Here is a 17,887-nt window from a genome sequence, read left to right on the forward strand (position 1 = left end):
GCTATCCTCCTAAGACCGCCAAACTTTAAATACTCTTTAACTACCTTTAGCTTGAACTGCGTACTGTATTTGCTCATAAAACAAAACCCCCTTGGTTGGACTTGATGTCCAACTTTTGGGGGTCAGTTCAATCGAGTGGTTTTTTCTTTAACTTGAAAGCTATTTGATGCTACCTTTATAAAAGTAGAGCCTAGAGTTAGATTGCTTAATTCGTCTTTAAGTTATTTAGCATCTGCAACGATTCTTGAAGTTTATGGGGTTCGACTGGATTCCAGCCACGGTAGGGCGATACGGCGATAAATAAAAATATTACTGCAGTCACAATAAATAATGAGGCTATAGATAAAGAGACTTTCATTGCTTTAATGCTTCCCAGATGGACTATGCCCACTGATAACAGCAGCAAGAATGAGAAGACTGGTATGGATGGCCATTTTTTAAGGCTATCGTTATCGTATGCCAGTGATTGCCTAGCTTGCCGGTCATGGCGAATAGTACCAATGGCTGTCAGGAGCTGGCTTTCAATGCCGCTACGTTGATTGGGCTGATAGGCGATGTCACTAATGATTTTATTTAAAGCTAAAAATTCAGGCGTTGAAATTCCACGTTTACTGGCATCTCTGTTTTCCATAGCAGGCCATTCTTTTTCGATGACTGCGGTCAGATAGTTTTTCATTCCTGAAATTATTTTTACCTGATCCTTCGCAGGAAGGACTGTCGCCGTACTTACTATGGTCTCAACTGCATTGGATTCGGTGATGACATTTGAGATGGCTGATTGATGATGCTCAAATGAGTAGCCTGCTAGAGTGGAGATCGCCAGACCGAAAATAAAGGAGGTAATGGAAAGAAAAGAGGGCACCACTGCATCTGAATCATGGAGCCATTGTGATATGAGGGAATCATTCAATGCCCAGTAAATTGCATAAGCTACGCCAGCTGTTATGAGCGTTGTTGCAACTATAAAAATTAGTAATTCAGTAGTGAAGAGGCTCATTGAATGCGTATAAATTAGTTATTTAGAATTGAAATCGCAAATCTCATTGTTAAGCGAGTCCACCATGTCTTAGTAGGGCATCGATACTTGGCTCTCTCCCTCTAAAGGCTTTAAAAGATTCAGCCGCAGGGCGACTGCCACCAACCTCTAAGATCTCTTCACGATAACGAGCGCCTGTTTTCTCATCTAGGACACTGCCAGTGAGTTTTGCTGCTTCCTCAAAGGCTGAGTAGACGTCGGCAGATAACACTTCCGCCCACTTATAGCTGTAATAGCCAGCTGCATAACCACCAGCAAAGATATGACTAAAGGTATTGATCCAACGAGAGATGGCTGGTTGTGGAATAACGTTAAATTGATCAGCAATCGCTCTGGAAAGGTCTAATACTGCGTGACCTTGAGCATTCTTCGCATCAAAGCTCGCATGTAAGCGCCAGTCAGCGAGGGACATCACGATCTGACGCAGAGTCATATAACCGTTCTGGAAATTCTTAGCAGCGAGGATCTTGTCAAATAATTCACGTGGAAGAGGCTTGCCAGTTTCGGCATGTGCAGTCATCTTTTCCAATACTTCCCACTCCCAGCAGAAGTTTTCCATAAACTGACTTGGTAACTCTACCGCATCCCATTCAACACCATTGATACCTGAAACCCCTAAAGCGCTCACTTGAGTGAGAAGGTGGTGTAAACCATGGCCACTCTCATGGAAGAGGGTGATGACATCATCATGAGTAATGGTGGGTTGACGCAACACACCATCGACCTTGACTGGCGGCGCAAAGTTGCAAACCAAATAAGCAACAGGCACTTGAATTTCACCATTAGGCAGGACTCTACGACCGCGGGCATCATCCATCCATGCCCCACCACGCTTGCCAGGGCGAGCATAGGGATCCAGATAGAAGTAGGCCACGATATTACCCTTGGCATTTTTCACGGAAAAAGATTGCACATCGGCATGCCAAGTTGGCAAATCTCCCGCTTCAATCTTGACGCCAAACAGAGTCTGAATAACTTGGAAGAGACCATCTAACACCTTAGGGAGAGGAAAGTATTGCTTGAGCTCATTCTCCGAAAAGGAATAGCGTTCTTGCTTCAATCTTTCGGATGCAAAAGCAACATCCCATGGCTCCAATCCATCAGCAATAGATAGCTCGGTCTTGGCAAACTCAGAAAGCTCTTGCCAATCTTTTAATGCAAATGGTTTTGCTTTCTCTGCGAAGTTGGTCAGGAATGAATCAACCTCATCAACACTGCTAGCCATCTTCGGAGCCAAACTCAGGGCGGCATAGTTTTTGAAACCCAGCATACGCGCTTCTTCGTCGCGCAGTCTTAATTGGTCAAGCATATTCTGAGCGTTGTCCCAATCCAATTTACCCTTGGTGTATTGAGGCGCAAGCTCTGAAGCTCGCGTGATATAGGCCTCATACATCAAGCGACGCAGCGCTCGGTTTTCTGAATACTGCATAACGGGGTAATAAGAGGGGAAGTGCAGAGTAAAGGCCCAGCCCTGGAGGCTCTTCTGCTGAGCAGTATCTGCAGCAGCTGCAATAGCGTCCTCAGGCAAACCTATCAAATCAGCTTTATCAGTGATGAGATGAATAAAACCATCGGTAGCATCTAGCACATGATCTGAAAAGGCTTTACCTAAGCTTGCTTGCTCATCTTGAATTTGTGAAAAGCGCGGCTTGTCTGCATCACTCAACTCAGCTCCACCCAGACGAAAGTCTCGTAAGGAGTTTTCAATGACTTTCTTTTGAGCTGCGCTGAGTTTTGAAAAGTCAGGCGCTTTGCTGAGTTCTTTAAACTTTTTATAGAGCTCTAAATTTTGGCCGAGACTTGAGAAGAAAGCAGTGACCTTAGGTAACATCTCGCCATAGGCAGCGCGCAATTCGGGGGTATCAGCAACGCTATTGAGATGGGATATCACGCCCCAAGACCTGCCAAAAAATTCAGTAGCATCTTCTAGTGGTTCAGCGAGGGCATCCCAAGTAGATGGAGTGCTTGGATTGACTGCTACATCCACAGCATCTTGCGCTTGCTTGAGTAAATATTCAATCGCTGGTGCAATGTGCTCAGGCTTGACTTCGGTGTAGGCAGCAATGCCGCGCCCAAAAGTAGTCAGTGGATTATTTTGCAATTCTGCGGGGAGGGTGCTGCTCAGGGAGCTAGATGTGGATGTAGTCATCCCTCTAGCTTAATGGACTGGGAGCAATTTTGCCAAAAGTCCCAGTAATTCCTCAGAGCTTGGCGGCCTTTTCAGCAGCTTCCAAGGTATTCATGAGAAGCATGGTGATGGTCATCGGGCCAACACCACCTGGAACCGGGGTAATCCAACCGGCGATGTATTTAGCCGTATCAAAATCCACGTCGCCACAGAGTTTGCCATCAGGCAGGCGATTAATGCCCACATCAATGACAACTGCACCATTCTTCACCATGTCGCCGGTAATCATTTTGGGTTTACCGGTGGCAACCACCAAAATGTCAGCATCCTTGGTGTGATGTGCCAAGTCACGAGTCTTGCTATTGCAAATGGTGACCGTTGCTCCGGCTTGTAATAGCAGCATCGCCATCGGCTTACCCACAATATTGGAGGCGCCAACAATCACAGCGCGAGCACCGCGAATTGGGTAATCAATGCTTTCGAGAATCTTCATGCATCCATAAGGAGTGCAAGGCTTGAATTCTGGTTGACCAACCATCAAGGCGCCAGCATTAGCCACATGAAAGCCATCCACATCTTTTTCTGGAGCAATTGCTTCCAGAACGCGCTCAGAGGCAATGTGCTCTGGTAGCGGGAGTTGCACCAAGATCCCGTGTATTGCAGGATCCGCATTGAGAGTGGCAATACGAGCGAGTAATTCTTCTTCGCCAAGTTCTACAGAATAGCGCTCTAAAACAGAATGAAAGCCAACGTCTTCACAGGCCTTTACCTTATTGCGCACATATACCGCGCTAGCAGGGTTGTCGCCAACCACGATTACTGCTAAACCAGGTCTAGTGCCTTTGGCGGTGACAATTGCACCACGTGCAGCAATTTCCGTACGTAGTTTTTTAGAAAGGGCGTTTCCGTCTAATAATTGAGCTGGCATAGAAAACCCCGGTAATTAATTAGGTTGGGGATCAGACAAAGCCAGGCGGAGTAGGTCGGCAACTGTGTTGACGTTGAGCTTTTCCATGATGTTGGCGCGGTGTGCTTCAACAGTCTTAATAGAAATACCGAGGTCATCAGCAATTTGTTTATTCAAACGGCCTGCAACAATGCGCTCTAGAACCTGACGCTCACGACCAGTTAACTTGCTGAGTAAGCTCTGGGTAATTTTGCGTTGGCTGGCTTGTGAATAATCGATGCGCGCTTTAGCAAGCATGCGATCCACTAAACCACAAAGATCATTTTCTTTAAAAGGTTTTTCAATGAAATCCACTGCGCCACGCTTCATCGTGGAGACGGCCATCGATACATCGCCGTGACCAGTAATGAATGCAACTGGCATTGGTAGGTTTTCGCTGGTTAAGCGCTCTTGCAATTCAAGGCCCGACATCCCAGGCATGCGCACATCCAAAATGGCGCAAGAGATGGTTGACTTATCGGTGCTTTGCAAAGACTGTAAGAAACGTTCGGCGCTGGCATGGCACCGTACAACATAACCATTGCTTTCTAAGAGCCACGTAAGCGAATCTCTTACCGCTTCGTCATCATCCACCACATAGACAACTTCAGCTTGGTTTGGTTTTGCAGTAGCGCTTAAGTTCATATCAGTTCTCGTGAGGTGAATCTATAAATTCGAAGTTAAACAGTAGCCTCGGATCCAGGGGATTCCAGTGGTAGAAGTATTGTAAAGGTGCAGCCGGCCAGCTTGGTCTGTTCTGAGTCCTGGACATTGGTAGCCCAAAGCCTGCCATGGTGAGATTCAATAATGGAGCGGCAAATATTGAGCCCCATACCCATTCCATCAGACTTTGTACTGAAAAACGGCTCAAATATGCGTTCCAGGACGTTTTCCGAGATTCCGCCCCCAGCATCGGTAACCTGAATTCTGAGCATGGCCGGGAAGATGCTGGTGTCTAAGTCTGCACTAATCCGAACTGGCGGGGCTGACCAACGGGAGGAAAGGGGGTAAGCCTCGCGGACGCTATCTAAGGCGTTTTTAAGAAGATTGACTACTACCTGCAGGATCAGGACTGGATCCAGGTTAACTACGGGCAGATTTTCGGCAATTTCCGAGCTAATGACTAAACGATGGCGGTGGGCTTCAATTTCAACCAAGCCAACTGCATCATTAATAATTTCAGTGATGTTTGCCGCTTTACGTTGAGGCTCACTGCGTTTTACAAAACCTCGAATGCGCTGAATGATGGTGCCGGCTCGATGGGCTTGCTCAGAAGCTTTTTCTAGAGCTGGCAAAATTTCTTTGGTCAGGGTAGGATCTAGGTGCCCATCTAAACGCTTAGCAACACCCATGCAGTAGTTTGATATAGCTGAAAGAGGTTGGTTTAGTTCATGAGCTAAAGAGGATGCCATTTCACCCATTGTGGTGAGACGACTGGTGAACTGCATACGCTCTTGTTGTTGTAGTGCCAAATCATCTGCTTCTTTACGAGCGGTAATGTCAGTGGCAATCAATAGCTGCGCAAGATGTCCATCTACCCACGGGATGTAACGACGTCTAACTTCAAACCATTGATTATTGTCATCGCCTAGCTGAACTTCTTCTGACTCTGACTCTTGATATAAAAATGGCGTTGGAATTCCAGGGGGAGAATCTTCAAGATCTTCTGCAATATCTCGCATCGTCGTGTTGCTGGTATCGCTGCCCGCTAATTGGAAGTGACCTTTAGAGTTATCACCAAAGCGCTCACGGTAAAAACGATTAGCAAATAGCAGGACGTTAGTCTCCAGAGAGACCACCGACACAGCGGCATCTAGACTTTCTAGAACAGTGGTGAAGCGATCTTGAGAGGCAGCTAATTCTTCGCGAATCTTTTTAGGCTCGGAAATATCAATTAATGAGGTAACCCAACCAGTCTGCTTGCCTTTTTCATTAATCAGTGGGGCAATAAAGGTACGGGTCTGTATTAAGGAGCCATCTTTCTTTAAGATCACTCCTTCGATGCCGACCCTCATGACAACGCTGATGTCGGACTTCATTGCCCGATTCATTTTCTCAACAAGCTCATCTCTTCTGCTATCTGGCCAGAATGGAAAGGGCGGAGTGAGGCCTATTAACTCCTCTGATGTCCAGCCTGTCATTTCGCAAAATGCTCGATTCACATATGTAATCCGCTTTTGCATATCATGCGCACGAATACCCACAGGGGTGGAGTCTTCCATGGCATTACGAAAGCTGGTTTCTTTGCGCAGGCTTGCTTCAGCCTCTTGGCGTACTTGCATTTGCTTTAGTACAGACCACAAACTCCAAACTACGAATGCGCTTAATCCAATCACGACGCCAATTAACATCCTGAAGGTGAGGTTGGTTGGCGGAGGATAGGTGTCTATGCGTAAATTAATGTTGGGGCTTAAGACCCCAATATCTAAGCTTGTCTGATTGCTAAATGCTCTTTTAGGGGTATCTCTATCGGAAGAGATGCCTAAAACTCTTTCATTGTCAGTGAGCAAGGTAAAGCGGTAATGGGATTTGAGGTCGCTTGGTAGAGCATCCAATATTCCTTGAGTCGTATAGAGTGCCGCCAAGAATCCAACAACTTCTCCGCCAACGATATTGGGCACCACTTGCCAAAGAACGATTTTTCTATCCGTGGAGATCGGTGCATCACCTGGTAGGTTTAAAGAAACAAACTGACTAAAAGCTGCTCGACTAGTTACTCGGCTAAGCTCAATAGTTGATGCAAGACTAGAATTAATGAGCTGATCATTTTGAGTTTTGCTAATCCAATCCGATTTGTTACTTTCAGCAGGAGCTGCCCATAGCCGCTGATTTTGATTATTTAGCCAAATGATTTTGACGATCTCATGGTTATTTAAAACGAGATCTTCTGCTTGCTCGCGCGCAATTTGTCTGAGTTTGAATTGATCTTCGCTTGCAGCCATTTCTCGATTGATCGTTGTTAATGCATCAAGGTTGCTAGCAAAACGAGATTGAATACGCTGTTTGGCAAATGACAGCTCTCTAAATAGGGCAGCCTCTTGCTGATTCTTTTCTTGTAAATGCAACGTTCCCAAAATAACGCCCATGACTGCTGTAAACAGAACAATGGCTAAAAGCGGGGTGTAAACAATCCTAAATCCACGTATTTTGCGGAGCCACCTAAGGGGGCTAAGGACTAGGCTGGAAAATGCTGTTTTTCTCATGAATACAAAGCATTTTGCCTTATTTGCCCTTCCAAAAAGCCAATTCTGACCGTTTTATAGCTTCTTATTTGCACCGCAATAAAATACCACATTATGAGAAATATTATCATTATGTGGAAAATTGCTTGTTTACACCCATATACCTTCCTAGAATATTGCCTATAAAGTTGATGACAAATTAAGCACTATTTAATGGAGACAAAAGATGGCAGCAGTTCCAGACCAAGTATTAGGTAAACAGAACACTCAGGATGCGGATCCTGGTGAGACACAGGAATGGTTACAAGCGCTCGATGGCGTGATTCGTAACGAAGGTCCTGAGAGAGCTGCCTACCTCATCGATCAACAAATTTCTCACGCCCGTGTAAACGGAGTGGTGCAGCCATTCCATGCTGAGACTCCTTATATCAACACTATTCCTGTTGAAAATCAAGCACGTTTGCCTGGCGATCAAAATGTGGAGCATCGTATTCGTTCATACACTCGCTGGAATGCCATGGCGATGGTGCTTCGTGCGAACAAAGACACGAACGTTGGTGGACACATTTCATCATTTCAGTCAGCGGCTACTTTGTATGACGTTGGCTTCAATCATTTCTGGCACGCACCGTCCCCCGAGAATGGTGGCGACTTAATATTTGTGCAAGGCCACTCTGCTCCGGGTGTCTACGCGCGTGCTTATATGTTGGGGCGTCTTGAAGAGGGTCAGCTCAATAACTTCCGTCAAGAAGTTGGTGGCAAAGGTATCTCTAGCTACCCACACCCTTGGTTGATGCCAGACTTCTGGCAGTTCCCAACTGTATCGATGGGCTTAGGCCCCATCATGGCTATTTATCAAGCGCGTTTTATGAAGTACCTAACAGACCGCGGCTTCATTCAAGAGCAAGGCCGTAAAGTTTGGGCATTCTTGGGCGATGGCGAAACCGACGAACCAGAATCCTTGGGTGCGATTGGTATGGCCGGTCGTGAAAAACTCGATAACCTGATTTTCGTAATTAACTGTAACTTGCAGCGTCTAGACGGACCAGTGCGCGGCAACGGCAGCATCATTCAAGAGCTTGAGAGCGAGTTCCGCGGTGCCGGCTGGAATGTGATCAAAGTAGTGTGGGGCGGTCAGTGGGACGCTCTCTTTGCGCGCGACAAAAAAGGTATTTTGATGCAACGCTTAGGCGAGATCGTTGACGGCCAGTATCAGACTATGAAGTCTAAGAACGGCAGCTACGTTCGCGAGATCGTTTTCAATACTCCAGAATTAAAGGCTTTAGTAAGTGACTGGAGTGATGATGAAATTTGGCAACTGAATCGCGGTGGCCATGATCCCCATAAAGTTTATGCAGCATTCCATGCGGCAGTAAATCACAAGAATCAACCTACAGTGATCCTAGCCCACACCATTAAAGGTTATGGCATGGGCGGCTCAGGTGAGGCGATGAATATTGCCCACCAAGCGAAGAAGATGAACGATGACGATGTGCGTCGCTTCCGTGATCGCTTTGAGATTCCCGTTAAAGATGAAGAGTTGGACGAAATGCCTTTGGTCAAGTTTGCCGAAGGTAGCCCGGAATTAGAGTACATGAAGGCGCGTCGTCAAGAGTTGGGTGGTTACTTGCCGCAACGTCGCACTAAAGCGGAGAGCTTGCCAGTTCCTGCTTTAGAAGTATTTGCTCCATTGCTTGAGGCAACTACTGAAGGCCGTGAGATTTCTACAACTATGGCATTTGTGCGCATACTCAATACAGTAGTGCGCGATAAGGTGTTGGGTAAACGGGTGGTACCGATTGTTCCTGACGAGTCCCGCACCTTTGGTATGGAAGGCATGTTCCGCCAATTAGGAATCTGGAATCAATTAGGCCAACTTTACACACCAGAAGATCATGATCAATTGATGTTCTACAAAGAGGACAAGACAGGTCAAATTCTGCAAGAAGGTATTAATGAAGCCGGCGGTATGTGCGACTGGATCGCTGCTGCGACTTCTTATTCCACCCATGGTGTACCCATGTTGCCTTTCTATATCTTCTATTCCATGTTTGGTTTCCAGCGTATCGGTGACTTAGCTTGGGCCGCAGGAGATATGCGTAGCCGTGGTTTCTTGTTAGGTGGTACAGCTGGTAGAACTACCTTGAACGGCGAAGGCTTACAGCACGAAGATGGCCATAGTCATTTGTGGAGTGGTGCGGTTCCCAACTGCATCAGCTATGACCCAACCTTCTCATTTGAATTGGCTGTAGTGATTCAGGATGGTATGCGTCGTATGTTGGAAGTTCAGGAAGATGTTTACTACTACGTTACTTTGATGAATGAAAACTATTCACACCCCGCAATGCCTAAGGGTGCGGAGAAAGACATCATCAAGGGTATGTATAAGCTCAAGTCTGTTGGTGATGACAAGGCAAAACTGCGTGTACAACTCTTAGGTTCGGGAACTATCTTCCGTGAAGTGATCGAAGCTGCGGAGATTCTGCACAAAGACTGGGGTATTGCTTCAGACTTGTGGGGTTGCCCAAGCTTTACTGAGCTAGGCCGCGATTGGACTGCAGTTCACCGTAGCAATCTGTTGAACCCAACTGCTACACCCACCTTATCTCATGTAGAGAAATGCCTGAAAGATACTACAGGCCCAATCGTTGCTGCTACCGACTATGTTCGTCTATTTGCTGAGCAGATTCGTCCAGCAATTCAGCATATGGGTCGCCGTTATGAAGTATTGGGTACTGATGGCTTTGGTCGTTCTGATACTCGTGAAAAACTCCGTGACTTCTTTGAAGTAGATCGTCGTTGGGTTGTTCTCACTGCCTTGCGATCTTTGGTTGACGCTGGTCAGCTTGATCGCTCTAAGTTGGCTGAGGCGATTAAGAAGTACAACATCGATACTACTAAACCAAACCCAATGACGGTTTGATAAGAGACAAATACTATGAGTCAAATAATTGAAATCAAAGTCCCGGATATCGGCGACTATAAAGATGTACCAGTGATCGAAGTCTTGGTTAAAGCCGGTGACAAGATTGAGAAAGAACAATCCATCGTTGTGCTGGAGTCTGATAAAGCCACCATGGATGTTCCTTCTTCACACTCTGGCATTGTGAAAGAAGTCAAAGTCAAAGTGGGCGATAACCTTTCTGAGGGATCCCTTGTAATTACCTTAGAAGAGGGCGCGGCAGCAACAACTCCTGCACCAGCGACAGCAGCAGCAAGCGCTCCTGCGCCAGTAGCAGCTGCCAGCGGCGGATCCCCCATCGAAATCAAAGTCCCGGATATCGGCGACTATAAAGATGTACCAGTGATCGAAGTCTTGGTTAAAGCCGGTGACAAGATTGAGAAAGAACAATCCATCGTTGTGCTGGAGTCTGATAAAGCCACCATGGATGTTCCTTCTTCCCACTCAGGCATCGTCAAAGAAGTCAGAGTTAAGGTGGGTGACAACCTTTCTGAAGGTTCAGTTGTAGTGATCTTGGAAGGTGGAGCATCTGGCGTATCAACTCCTGTGTCTACTCCTGCAGCTGCACCTGCCGCGCCAGCAATTAAAGCGGTAGAGCCTCCGATTGCGCGCGCACCCGCACCACCTCCTATCAGCAATACTCCTCCGCCAATTGATGCTGCAGTAAGTCATGCAAGTCCATCTGTACGTAAGTTTGCACGTGAGCTTGGTGTCACTATTACGCAAGTTAAAGGATCTGGCCCTAAAGGTCGCATTACTCAGGAAGACGTCCAAGCCTTTGTGAAGGCAGCTATGAGTGGTGGTGCAGGTAGTCCTGCGGCTGCTTCTAGTGGTAGTAGCTTAGGTGGCTTGAATCTGATTCCTTGGCCGAAGGTTGATTTCACAAAGTTTGGTGAGATCGAGCGTCAACCACTCAATCGTATTAAGAAACTTACTGCAGCCAATTTGGGCCGTAACTGGGTGATGATCCCAGCCGTGACTTATCACGAAGATGCTGACATCACTGATTTAGAGGCATTCCGCGTTCTCACCAATAAAGAGAATGAGAAGAAGGGCGTCAAGATTACGATGCTGGCTTTCTTAATGAAGGCTGCAGTCGCTGCATTGAAAAAATATCCAGAGTTCAATAGCTCTTTGGATGGTGATGATCTGATTTTGAAGAAATACTTCAATATTGGATTTGCCGCAGATACTCCAACTGGACTGGTTGTACCGGTCATTAAAGATGCCGATAAGAAAGGCATCTTTGAGTTGGCGAAAGAAACTTCTGACTTGGCGGCACTCGCTCGTGATGGCAAGTTAAAGCCAGATCAAATGCAAGGCGCTAGCTTCACGATCTCATCACTAGGTGGTATCGGAGGAACGTATTTCTCCCCAATCGTGAATGCTCCTGAAGTGGCGATTATGGGCGTGAGCAAGGCAGCTATGAAGCCAGTGTGGGATGGTAAGCAGTTTGTGCCACGCCTCATTTGCCCACTGTCCCTCTCTGCAGATCACCGCGTGATTGATGGTGCTTTAGCTACCCGCTTCAATGTGTACATTGCACAGCTCTTGGCCGACTTCCGTCGCGCTAGTCTGTAAGGGGGATCTATGGCTAAGCAAATGATCCTTGTGCCGGATATTGGTGACTATGCAGATGTACCGGTCATTGAAGTGCTGGTTAAAGTAGGCGACGTGATTGAAAAAGAGCAGCCGCTATTAGTTCTTGAATCCGATAAAGCAACCATGGAAGTTCCGGCCGATGCTGCAGGTACTGTTACTAGTATTGCAGTCAAGCTTGGAGATAAAGTGAGTAAAGGTTCTGTGATTGCCGAGATAGAGGCTAGTGTTGCAGTGCCTGTGCCTCAACCAGCTCCAGCAGCAAAACCTGCAGCACCAGCCACACCTGCTGCTATTGCTCCTGCCCCAGTAGCAGGTCAGTACAGCGGTAAGGTTGATCATGAATGTGAAGTGTTGGTACTTGGTGCTGGCCCTGGTGGTTATAGCGCAGCGTTTCGTAGTGCAGACTTGGGTATGAATACTGTTTTAGTGGAGCGCTATCCTACTTTGGGCGGGGTTTGCTTAAACGTTGGGTGTATTCCATCTAAAGCATTGCTGCACACCACCTCAGTCATGGACGAAGTCAAGACCATGGCTAAGCACGGCATTACTTTTGGCGCACCGAAGATTGAGATTGATCAATTGCGCGGTTACAAAGAGTCCGTCATTGCCAAATTGACCGGTGGTCTTGCTGGTATGGCAAAGGCTCGTAAAGTAAAAGTGGTGCGTGGTCTAGGTAAATTTTTAGATGCAAACCATGTCGAGGTAGAGTTAACTGATGGTGCTGGTCAGGATCTCACTGGTCAAAAAGAAGTGGTGCGCTTTCAGAAGGCAATCATCGCTGCGGGTAGTCAGCCAGTGAAGTTACCTTTCCTGCCTGAAGATCCACGCATTGTAGATAGCACTGGTGCTTTATTACTCAAGAGTATTCCAAAGCGGATGCTCGTTATTGGCGGTGGCATTATTGGCCTAGAGATGGCTACGGTTTACAGCACACTAGGTTCACGCATTGATATCGCCGAGATGATGGATGGTTTGATGGCAGGTGCCGATCGTGATTTAGAAAAGGTCTGGGAGAAGTTCAATGCCGGACGTTTTGAAAAGATCATGCTTAAGACTCGTGCTTCTAAGGCAGAAGTTAAGTCTGACGGAATTCAAGTTTCTTTCGAAGGCGAGAACGCGCCAGCCGAACCACAAACATATGACTTGGTATTGGTTGCAGTAGGCCGTACTCCAAACGGCAAAAAGATTGATGCCGGTAAAGCGGGTGTGCAGGTGGATGAGCGCGGCTTTATTCCCGTTGATAAACAAATGCGCACCAACGTCCCTAATATTTTTGCAATTGGCGACTTGGTTGGTCAGCCGATGCTGGCGCACAAGGCAGTGCATGAAGGTCACGTCGCTGCAGAAGCTGCTGCTGGCGAAAAATCCTACTTCGATGCCAAGCAAATTCCATCTGTTGCCTACACTGACCCTGAAGTAGCGTGGGCTGGTTTGACAGAAGAGCAGTGTAAGGCTCAAGGCATTGCTTATGAGAAGGGTTTGTTCCCATGGGCAGCTAGTGGACGTGCGATCGCTAATGGACGTGATGAAGGTTTCACAAAACTGATTTTTGATGCTACCACCCATCGCATTATTGGTGGCGGCATTGTGGGAACACACGCTGGCGATTTAATCGGTGAAGTGTGTTTAGCTATTGAGATGGGTGCTGATGCGGTGGATATCGGTAAAACGATTCATCCACATCCAACGCTAGGTGAATCAGTCGGGCTTGCGGCTGAAGCAGCTCACGGCCATTGCACTGATTTGCCGCCAGTGAAAAAGAAATCTTAAGTAGCGCTTAAAGTGTAAATGCAAAAGCCCCGAGTAATCGGGGCTTTTGCATCTCAGCATCTATGAAGATGGATTCTATGAAATCAGTTTGGCATTGAGCTCACGAATACGTTCATCCACATAGTAGCCCCCGCATTCCGTATATCGAAGGTATTTAGCCCCACAATGCTTACATTCAAATACATCAGATTTATTGTATGGATGGAAGGCGGTAGAAATAGGGGCATCCGTAGACCAGATAGTCATTCCCTTAAGAAGATCTTCCTCCCAGCATTCCGGAGCATCTTCGACTCTCAGAGTTCCAACGCACTCCAGGGAATTTGTCATGAAACCGCCCGGGATACTTTCCCAGCCTTCACAGCTCAGCGATAGGCAGTCTGGACATTTATCTTTGGGGTCAAAAGACTTGGCGAGGGAAAGTAACTCATCTCTATTGAGGTTTTTCATCATTTGAAGAAATTAGTAGGAAAGTACGCTGGGCAGGGCATGTTTTTAAAGGATAAATTAAGCAAAGGAATGTATGTAAAAAAGCCCCGAGCAACCGGGGCTTTCGCAGTCAAGACACTCGCTCAGAATTATTTCTTCTTGGTCGCCTTGCTAGCTTTCTCTGCAGTCTTCAATACAGTTTCTGTTGCGCCACTAAGATTGGTTTGTGCAACTTCAACTGCGTGCTTAACTGCTTTTTGACTAGTTTCAAATACATTGTTTGCAGAAGCAATTGCTTGCTTCATTGCTTGCATAGCTGCATCTGATCCGGCCGGTGCATTTTTTGTCCACTCTTCTACTAAAGAGTTCATTTTCTTTTGGCCAGCTTGGAATTCTTTTTCAGCGGATTGTGTAAAGCTGTTTTGTGTCTCATGGGCCAACTCATATAAATGACGGCTATAGGCCATAATTTTTTCTGCCATTGGTTGCACTGCTTCGGCTTGATGGGCTAGCAGCTGTTGAATATCTTTCACTTCCAGTGCTTTCTTGGCGCTATTCATGCTATCGCTCAAGCTTTGTTTGGCAATATGCATATTGAGCTCAACCAACCTTTCAATGCTTTGCAAAGCTTGATTGGTTAAGCCACTCAAAGTCTCTAAGTTTGCTTTTTGTGCGGCTGCAATTTGTTCTGGAGTTAAGTTCATCTGCATCTCTTTCCGTTTAACTGTTTTGAATATTTTGATCTTCGGCTTTTACCTAATGTACTCTCTTTGCACCATTGTATGGCATAGATGTTGCGTTGCAGCATAAATGGCTTGCCATGTAGATCAAGGGTTCAAATGAGAAAAGAGCCTAAAATTAGGAGCTCAGTAAGAAATCTCAATATTTTCAGTAAGTTACCCATGAAGCTTTCGCTTGATAACGCCATTGCACCGATCTTTGTCCTCATTTGGAGTACCGGCTTTGTGATTGCGCGTTTGGCAATGCCATACGTAGAGCCAGCCACCTTCCTATTTTGGCGTTTTGTAGGGGTTTTAGCGGCTATGGCAGCGCTCAGCCTTGTGTGGAGAATCACCTGGCCTAGTTGGTCGCAAATCAAGCACATCGCCATTGCAGGGATCTTGCTGCAGTTTGGCTATTTGCTCGGCGTTTGGTTTGCTGTGCGTCTGGGAATGACAGCAGGATTAGTGGCCATTATTGTTGGTCTGCAACCCATCATTACGGCCTGGTTTGCTGCTTGGATTTCTGAGAAGGTCAGCTCACGTCAATGGATAGGTCTAGGCTTCGGGTTTGCGGGTGTTGCGTTGGTGGTTGCCGAGAAGATTGGCTTTAACCACATTCCATTTGTTAGTTATGTTTTGGCATTTATTGCACTTCTATCTATTACCTTTGGCACCCTATATCAGAAGAAATTCTGCCCCGTATTTGATCTGCGTGCTGGATCCTCTATTCAGTTTGGGGTATCGGCAGTGTTGTGTTTCTTTTGTATGTATTTCTTTGAGTCTGGCGTGATGGTTTGGAATCCATCTGTTATTGGCGCCTTAGTGTGGGCTATCTTTCCTCTGTCAATTGGTTCGATTAGCTTGCTATTTATGATGATTCGCAAGGGTGCTGCCACTAAAGTCACCAGCTTTCTTTATTTAGTGCCGCCGACTACTGCTGCGATGGCTTGGCTCTTATTTGATGAGCCATTTACATTGCTGATGGCGGTAGGTTTGTGTTTGACGATGACTGGCGTGGTGCTGGTGAATGCCCGTCAGACTAATACAGTAGCGACGATTGCCGAGTAGGGTAGTCATTTGGTGGGATAAATTATCTGGATTGGGGCGAATAAAACCGCTTTGTCTTCGGAAATTAATTATCATTCCGTATGTTGAAAGTTTTGGAAGGTATTTTGGGATGCGTTTGAATCGATTTTGGCCCCTAGTTATTGCATTGCTCTTTTCAATGGGAGTGCTGGGTAACGCACCTGTTCAGGCCGCAACAAAAGATAAGCAGAAGCAAGCAAAGTCAACAAAAGTGGTGACTAAGTCACCCAAAAGAGCCAAGACTGTCCGCGTCACTGTTACTAGATCATCTGCACCCGTAGTTGCAGGACCTCCATCATTAGCTACTGCATTAGGTTTGCGTGGTCAGCGCGATGAGCTCAATCTTAAATCCTCTGTAGTGATGGTGGTCAATCAAGACACTAAGGAAGTCTATTACGAGAAGAATCCTTCCGTCAGTTTGCCCATTGCCTCTATCACCAAGCTCATGACTGCCATGGTGACACTCGATGCAAAATTGCCAATGGATGATGTCATTGTCATTAATGCTGAAGACGCGCATATTTATCGGCATTCTCGTTTGGCTGAAGGCACCTCACTTACCCGAGAAGATGCGCTGCATTTGGCCTTGATGTCCTCTGAGAACCGCGCTGCATATACCTTAGCCAGAAACTATCCCGGCGGCCTACCCGCATTTATTGCTGCTATGAACCGTAAGGCAAAAGATCTCGGCATGGAGCACTCTCACTTTGAGGATCCTACTGGGCTGACTAGTGAGAATGTTGCTTCGGCAGAAGATCTCACACGCATGCTCAATGCCGCCTATCAGTACAAAACCATTCGTGAGTTCTCAACCTGGCCAGATTTAACTATGGTCATTGCCAATCGCCCACAAAAGTTTTTGAACACAAACCGTTTGGTGCGTTCCGGGGATATGGATATTGGATTGCAGAAGACGGGCTTCATTAACGCTGCAGGTCGATGTTTAGTCATGCAGGCAAGAGTAAACAACACACCATTGCTATTGGTCTTTTTGGATTCTGTAGGAACGCAATCCCGTTTTGCCGATGCAGTGCGGGTGCGCGATTGGTACGAGCGCATGCCATCTGGCGCGCAACCCATTCGTCGCTTGATGTAACTGCTTAATTAAGCAGCTGAGCCTGGCTCGGCAGATTTGGGTTTAAAACCCATGCCTTTGGATATCTGTAGGGCAGTCTCTTGAAGGGCGCGGAGCCAATCGGCCTGAATGCGATCCGTTGGGGCGCTTAAAGACAAGCCGGCAACCAATTTTCCAGTGTCATCCAGAATGGCCGCAGCTAAACAGCTCACGCCTAACTCTAGTTCTTCGTCATCGCGAGCATTACCCACCTTACGCACGTGATTGAGTTCGGTTTCGAGTTTGCCCAATTCGGTAATGCTGTTACGAGTGTGTCCAGACAAACCTGTGCGAGTGACATAGGCGCGTACTTGTCCGGGATCGTCGCTTGCGAGGAAGAGTTTGCCAACTGAGGTGAGATGCAAAGGGGCGCGACCACCAATGGCACGAACTACCTGCATGCCTGAGCGTTCGCTATATGCGCGATCAACATAGACGATTTCATCGCCTTGACGCACTGATAGGTTAACGGTTTCACCAGTGAGCTTATGTAGAGTACGCATCGGTAGTTGAGCGGCCTCACGCACGGATAAGCGTGCCTTCACTAAATTACCCAGCTCTAAAAGTTTTAAGCCAAGGCGATAGGTGCCACCATCGCCACGCTCAACCAATCGGCAAGCAACGAGGTCATTCAAAATTCGGTGGGCAGTGGAAGGGTGCAGACCAGTTGTCTCTGCGAGATTCTTCAGGCTGCTGGATTCTTCTTGCTCAGCAAGAGCGTCTAGCAAATTCATCATGCGCTCCACTACCTGGATGGCTGTCTTGCCAACCTCGCCGGTAGATTTGGGGGTTTTGATGGTCTTGCTGATGTTCATAGGCCCCATTGTAGCGATTTCAGACGAAATTGCATATTATGAAATCCTATTTTACAAAGGCATCTGCTGAAAATATCCCGTTTTATGGGGAAACAGGG

At 46.9% G+C, this 17,887-nt stretch carries 13 protein-coding genes; 5 read left to right on the top strand and 8 right to left on the bottom strand.

The window, feature by feature from the left end; genetic code table 11:
* Positions 1-205: 205 nt before the first annotated feature.
* From ICN40_RS00690 to ICN40_RS00710, 5 genes are read right to left on the bottom strand one after another with little or no spacing between them, the layout of a single operon-like run.
* Positions 206-997 (bottom strand): hypothetical protein, encoded by a 792-nt coding sequence (locus ICN40_RS00690; RefSeq protein WP_216241327.1) that lies wholly within the window; start codon positions 995-997, stop codon positions 206-208.
* A 49-nt stretch (positions 998-1,046) separates the two neighbouring features.
* Positions 1,047-3,185 carry a M3 family metallopeptidase gene (locus ICN40_RS00695; protein WP_216241329.1) on the bottom strand — a complete coding sequence of 713 codons (2,139 nt, stop codon included), beginning with the start codon at positions 3,183-3,185 and terminating at the stop codon, positions 1,047-1,049.
* A 52-nt stretch (positions 3,186-3,237) separates the two neighbouring features.
* Positions 3,238-4,092 carry a bifunctional methylenetetrahydrofolate dehydrogenase/methenyltetrahydrofolate cyclohydrolase FolD gene (folD, locus tag ICN40_RS00700; RefSeq protein ID WP_072582209.1) on the bottom strand — a complete coding sequence of 285 codons (855 nt, stop codon included), beginning with the start codon at positions 4,090-4,092 and terminating at the stop codon, positions 3,238-3,240.
* 15 nt (positions 4,093-4,107) lie between these two features.
* Positions 4,108-4,755, bottom strand: a complete 648-nt coding sequence (locus ICN40_RS00705; RefSeq protein WP_072582210.1) for a response regulator transcription factor — start codon at positions 4,753-4,755, stop codon at positions 4,108-4,110.
* 35 nt (positions 4,756-4,790) lie between these two features.
* Entirely contained in the window at positions 4,791-7,313 is a 2,523-nt protein-coding gene (locus ICN40_RS00710) for a PAS domain-containing sensor histidine kinase (RefSeq protein WP_216241332.1), read from the bottom strand.
* A 205-nt stretch (positions 7,314-7,518) separates the two neighbouring features.
* Between ICN40_RS00710 and aceE the strand changes: the two genes are divergently transcribed.
* From aceE to lpdA, 3 genes are read left to right on the top strand one after another with little or no spacing between them, the layout of a single operon-like run.
* Positions 7,519-10,215: a pyruvate dehydrogenase (acetyl-transferring), homodimeric type gene (aceE, locus tag ICN40_RS00715; protein ID WP_216241334.1), complete on the top strand. Its 2,697-nt coding sequence runs from the start codon at positions 7,519-7,521 to the stop codon at positions 10,213-10,215.
* 15 nt (positions 10,216-10,230) lie between these two features.
* A complete protein-coding gene (gene aceF, locus ICN40_RS00720; protein WP_216241336.1) occupies positions 10,231-11,835 on the top strand; it encodes a dihydrolipoyllysine-residue acetyltransferase in 1,605 nt (534 codons plus the stop codon).
* A gap of 9 nt (positions 11,836-11,844) precedes the next feature.
* Positions 11,845-13,626: a dihydrolipoyl dehydrogenase gene (gene lpdA / locus ICN40_RS00725; RefSeq protein ID WP_216241339.1), complete on the top strand. Its 1,782-nt coding sequence runs from the start codon at positions 11,845-11,847 to the stop codon at positions 13,624-13,626.
* 75 nt (positions 13,627-13,701) lie between these two features.
* On the opposite strand, the gene ICN40_RS00730 is transcribed toward lpdA, so the two are convergent.
* Together ICN40_RS00730 and ICN40_RS00735 are read right to left on the bottom strand one after the other, a co-directional pair.
* A complete protein-coding gene (locus tag ICN40_RS00730) occupies positions 13,702-13,953 on the bottom strand; it encodes a hypothetical protein (protein ID WP_143143854.1) in 252 nt (83 codons plus the stop codon).
* Positions 13,954-14,201: 248 nt separating this feature from the next.
* Positions 14,202-14,756: a phasin family protein gene (locus ICN40_RS00735; RefSeq protein ID WP_216241341.1), complete on the bottom strand. Its 555-nt coding sequence runs from the start codon at positions 14,754-14,756 to the stop codon at positions 14,202-14,204.
* Positions 14,757-14,954: 198 nt separating this feature from the next.
* On the opposite strand from ICN40_RS00735, the gene ICN40_RS00740 reads away from it, so the two are divergent.
* Together ICN40_RS00740 and ICN40_RS00745 are read left to right on the top strand one after the other, a co-directional pair.
* Positions 14,955-15,842 carry a DMT family transporter gene (locus ICN40_RS00740; RefSeq protein ID WP_216241342.1) on the top strand — a complete coding sequence of 296 codons (888 nt, stop codon included), beginning with the start codon at positions 14,955-14,957 and terminating at the stop codon, positions 15,840-15,842.
* A gap of 109 nt (positions 15,843-15,951) precedes the next feature.
* Positions 15,952-16,956 (top strand): serine hydrolase, encoded by a 1,005-nt coding sequence (locus ICN40_RS00745; protein ID WP_216241344.1) that lies wholly within the window; start codon positions 15,952-15,954, stop codon positions 16,954-16,956.
* Positions 16,957-16,964: 8 nt separating this feature from the next.
* On the opposite strand, the gene ICN40_RS00750 is transcribed toward ICN40_RS00745, so the two are convergent.
* Positions 16,965-17,798 carry an IclR family transcriptional regulator gene (locus ICN40_RS00750; protein WP_083564200.1) on the bottom strand — a complete coding sequence of 278 codons (834 nt, stop codon included), beginning with the start codon at positions 17,796-17,798 and terminating at the stop codon, positions 16,965-16,967.
* Between the last annotated feature and the right edge of the window lie 89 nt (positions 17,799-17,887).

The sequence above is a fragment of the Polynucleobacter sp. Fuers-14 genome, from assembly GCF_018882045.1.
GTDB lineage: Bacteria > Pseudomonadota > Gammaproteobacteria > Burkholderiales > Burkholderiaceae > Polynucleobacter.